We start from the raw sequence: 3,189 nt of genomic DNA on the forward strand, positions 1-3,189 counted from the left end.
AAAGGTTAAAAGCGCCAAAATAATCGATGTCAATTCTGTTCACTGCATTTAAGAACTATCTTTGTGCAGACATTTGTCTTGCATATTTATTGGGGGAGAGAGGGGTTGCCGTCGGCAACCCCTCTCTTCTATGAAAATGATTATCATTTTTATTGGCTGTATATTTTATTCTCTGGAAGTCCCTGATTAACTGCATCTGCTCACACTCGGCAGGCAGGTAATTGTAAGATTTGAGGTGCTGCAAACCAACGGTATACTCCCCATCCCAGAGTTTTACAGTGCAGCTAAAATCATTCACCTGATTAACGATGCCCCAGCAGCCACCTTTGCCCCTAAGTTCGGGATTATCCTTGGCTAAAATTTGGCAGATTTCACCAATTTGGTAGGTGTTGGGTACTTTATTACGTTCCATAATTCTTTGCACTACATCAGTTACGATTCTGGCACTGGGAACTTTACCGCCAGCCTCCTGTACTGCCCGTTGCCAAACTTTAACCTGCTGCTGGGGTTCTAGCTGTGCCAGAGGGCGCACTTGTCCTTCGTTAGTCGGCAGGATTCGTGAGGGGTTAAGTCGAGTTTTGTCTATTTCCTCGTTTTGGGAACAATTTGTTCCCGTTTCATCCACTTCCCCATTTTGGGAACAATTCGTTCCCGTTTTATCCACTTCCTCGTTTTGGGAACAATTTGTTCCCGTTTCATCCACTTCCTCATTTTGGGAACAATTTGTTCCCGTCACTATGTTGTCAAATACTACAGAACCAGCTATTAGATAATTGACTCGGCGATGGGTGTATCCAAACCTGTCTCTGCAATATTCCTCAAATGTGCGATGAGTGGATCTGTATAACCTGCGATCACGCAACTGAGCCAATGCCTTGCCTGCCTCAAAAAACGCCCGTTCCACTTTCCTCTCCAGGAGTAAGCGATCGCTAATTTCCTGCTCGGTTAGCTCTGGAACTTCAACAGCCGTAACTGTAATTGTTGCTGAACCTGGGTCTACTTGCTGGGAGATATCCTCGTTTGCAGAGTTAGCTGCTGAAGTTGAATCGGTAGATGCGACAGAAGTGGCTTTTTTGCGTCTAGAAGGTGGTTTAGGCATGATTCCACCCCTTTAGTTCAAAAATATTTGCTCAAAGTCAATCACAAACAGATTTGGAGTGTAGTAATTAGCTGTGATCACTTCTTTATAAAAATTGAAGACAAGACAAGAGGATTAGCAAGATTAAACATTACCTTCTCCTTCAAGATTCACACCAAAGTCAACCCCCAAAACTTCTTCAATTTTGCGGAGTGTTTCTAAAGGGAGGGATTGCTTTTCCTCTTCAATTCGATACCAATTCATCTGAGACATCCCGACAGCCTCACAGATTGCCTTAAGTGAGCGCGAATCGGTTTCTCTAACCTCCTTGATTTTTGCACCTAGTCCGGGAACATCAATTGATATCGTTTTCGTAACCTTCATTAGAGATGAAATCATAATCCTTCCTTATTAAACCATCACGTGAAACTTAATGCTGAAATCATAACCTTTCACGTGGCTAGTTGATAATTTATAACGTGGCGAGTTATGATTTAAGAATGAAGAAAGCGCCCCGACGACCAATCTGAAGCGCTTTCTGTTCTTTTAGGAACTTTAACAATCATGACATACCAAATCTACAGCCAACAACAGCTGCAACTGAAATCTATTGCCCGTCTGAAGCAAATCTACAGCGAAATCGCCTGCACAGTCGAAGTAAGCGACAAACGCTGCAAGGATGCCTGGATTTCCGCCATTGTTAACTATCAGGCAAGCAAGATTCAGAAACTCGCCCCTGCTGCCCCCGACAACCAAGCCCTTGCCCAAGCTGAACTAGACTACCACATCTTTGACCAAGCCCAAGCCGTAGCTCCCGAACCCCTCACAATAGTTGAAATCTCGTTTGACCATCACGAATATTACGCTGATGACAAACTGGTAGCCAGCATCAGCCATGACGACAACTACCTAACCCAACGCTGGCTAGTAATGGTCAACGACGAAGAAGTATTCCGTGCCAATACTCTAATGCGTTGCGATCGCTTCATCTGCACTCACTACAAAGACGGCTCATTACCTGTGCAGGAAAAAGAAGCAACACCCCCCACGACCGAAAACCGAATCATGGCGCATATCTTCAACGAGTGCCAGAACTACAACAATTCGCAATTCGCAAGTCGCAATTCGCAATTAAATGCCATAACTAAAAGTGAAAAGCCTTACACCTGTAATGATTCAATCATTAATTCTCTTGACAATTGCGAATTGCGAACTGCGAATTGCGAATTGCTTAGTAACTGGTGGGTGAAGAGGGGTTATTCAGGTCAGCAGCAGTATTCTAACTCTGTGTTTGATGCTGTGCGCTCATTGTCGATGGTGGATGTGTCTACTAATGGTAAATCCATTTTTGATGAACAGCTAACTGGCGATAAATTGCAACGGCTGCTGGAGAGAGCGGAGTTAGTCACAGCGTAAAGAGGCAGAGGGGCAGGGTGCAGAGGGGAAAGAATCTGTACAAACCTCTCCTCTGCTCCTCTGCTCCTCCGCTCCTCTGCTTCATTGTCCCTTCATTCACCAATCCCCATTAAATCTATGAAACCTACAATATCAATCCCTCAACACTGGGGCTACCCTCGCTTTGCTTTGGAGCAGCGTACAGAACAAGGTACGATTCTAGGACTTTACTACTATCCCTCTGGTACAGAACTGGCTGAACAATTTGATGATGGTTGGCGCTATGTGCTGATGCCTAACAAGAATTCTGATGAAATATCGTACTTGAAAGAGGATCAAATCCAACCGCTTACGCCAGAAGAATTATTCCAGAAAATTACCGCAGAGATTGACTTTTATCAACAGCAGATAAGCATTCTCAACCGACAGTTAACCGTATTAACTCAAGGTGCAAACAATGGCTAATTCTACAAACAGTTTTGACCGTAGGGCTAATCATTTGCTGCGTTCACTTCAGCTTTGCGGCGGTTGTGTTCCATTGCATCGGCTGCAATTCCAATTCTCCGATTCAGTTATTCAAACACTGTTGGATGAATGGCACTAAGAAAAGCTCTAAGCTATACGGAATAAGGGCTACAGCTTTGAAAGTTATTGAACAGTCGAGGAGGGGTCAGGCGGTCGTCCTTGATGCAGTGTCATGGAAGCGATCGCCACAA

General features: G+C 44.4%; 5 protein-coding genes. 3 read left to right on the forward strand and 2 right to left on the reverse strand.

Annotation, left to right across the window (positions count from 1 at the left end; translation table 11 throughout):
* Window positions 1–55 precede the first annotated feature (55 nt).
* Both LC653_RS45350 and LC653_RS45355 read right to left on the reverse strand, forming a co-directional pair.
* Entirely contained in the window at window positions 56–1,099 is a 1,044-nt protein-coding gene (locus LC653_RS45350) for a hypothetical protein (protein ID WP_229501768.1), read from the reverse strand.
* A 123-nt stretch (window positions 1,100–1,222) separates the two neighbouring features.
* On the reverse strand, window positions 1,223–1,477 hold the full coding sequence (locus LC653_RS45355) for a helix-turn-helix domain-containing protein (RefSeq protein WP_308189273.1): 255 nt from the start codon (window positions 1,475–1,477) through the stop codon (window positions 1,223–1,225).
* 165 nt (window positions 1,478–1,642) lie between these two features.
* On the opposite strand from LC653_RS45355, the gene LC653_RS45360 reads away from it, so the two are divergent.
* The 3 genes from LC653_RS45360 (at window position 1,643) to LC653_RS45370 (ending at window position 3,077) form a co-directional block, all read left to right on the forward strand.
* The gene (locus LC653_RS45360) at window positions 1,643–2,494 is read left to right on the forward strand and encodes a hypothetical protein (protein WP_229501769.1); all 852 of its coding nucleotides are present in this window, start codon (window positions 1,643–1,645) and stop codon (window positions 2,492–2,494) included.
* 117 nt (window positions 2,495–2,611) lie between these two features.
* A complete protein-coding gene (locus tag LC653_RS45365) occupies window positions 2,612–2,938 on the forward strand; it encodes a hypothetical protein (RefSeq protein WP_229501770.1) in 327 nt (108 codons plus the stop codon).
* The gene (locus LC653_RS45370; RefSeq protein ID WP_229501771.1) at window positions 2,931–3,077 is read left to right on the forward strand and encodes a hypothetical protein; all 147 of its coding nucleotides are present in this window, start codon (window positions 2,931–2,933) and stop codon (window positions 3,075–3,077) included. The genes LC653_RS45365 and LC653_RS45370 overlap by 8 nt, the downstream gene beginning before the upstream one ends.
* The last annotated feature ends 112 nt before the right edge of the window (window positions 3,078–3,189 follow it).

The sequence above is a fragment of the Nostoc mirabile CHAB5784 genome (assembly GCF_020829645.1).
GTDB lineage: Bacteria > Cyanobacteriota > Cyanobacteriia > Cyanobacteriales > Nostocaceae > Nostoc > Nostoc mirabile.

Coding starts and splice junctions, on each gene's coding strand:
- LC653_RS45350 (WP_229501768.1), bottom strand. CDS start 1,099: ATGCCTAAACCACCTTCTAGACGCAAAAAAGCCACTTCTGTCGCATCT.
- LC653_RS45355 (WP_308189273.1), bottom strand. CDS start 1,477: ATGATTTCATCTCTAATGAAGGTTACGAAAACGATATCAATTGATGTT.
- LC653_RS45360 (WP_229501769.1), top strand. CDS start 1,643: ATGACATACCAAATCTACAGCCAACAACAGCTGCAACTGAAATCTATT.
- LC653_RS45365 (WP_229501770.1), top strand. CDS start 2,612: ATGAAACCTACAATATCAATCCCTCAACACTGGGGCTACCCTCGCTTT.
- LC653_RS45370 (WP_229501771.1), top strand. CDS start 2,931: ATGGCTAATTCTACAAACAGTTTTGACCGTAGGGCTAATCATTTGCTG.